The sequence below is a fragment of the Achromobacter sp. SIMBA_011 genome (assembly GCF_046535435.1).
Lineage (GTDB): Bacteria > Pseudomonadota > Gammaproteobacteria > Burkholderiales > Burkholderiaceae_B > Achromobacter > Achromobacter dolens.
This window is the reverse complement of record NZ_JAWRWN010000576.1, coordinates 1-266: the sequence shown is the minus strand read 5'-3', so window position 1 is coordinate 266 and position 266 is coordinate 1. Positions and strand designations below refer to the sequence as shown.

The following is a 266-nucleotide window of genomic DNA, read 5'->3' as shown; positions in this document are numbered from 1 at the left end:
CGACTGGGAGCTGACGATCGACGAGCAACTCGTGCTGCTCGGGTCGCCCGGCCGCTCGACGTTCTTCAAGTGGAAGGCGTCGCCCGGCTCGGCGCGCCTGCCGCGCGACACGCTCGAGCGCCTATCGCTGCTGCTCGGCATCTACAAGGCCTTGCAGATTCTGCTGCCGCAGCCGGCCGCGGCCGACGCGTGGGTCAAGCGGCCCAACGACGCGGCGCCGTTCGGCGGCAAGCGCGCGCTCGACCGGATGCTGGCCGGCCTGGGCC

General features: G+C 72.6%; 1 protein-coding gene. It reads left to right on the top strand.

Annotated features, from left to right (window positions below):
* On the top strand, positions 1-266 hold a 266-nt coding region (locus tag SB816_RS32225), incomplete at both ends, for an antitoxin Xre-like helix-turn-helix domain-containing protein (RefSeq protein ID WP_410548273.1).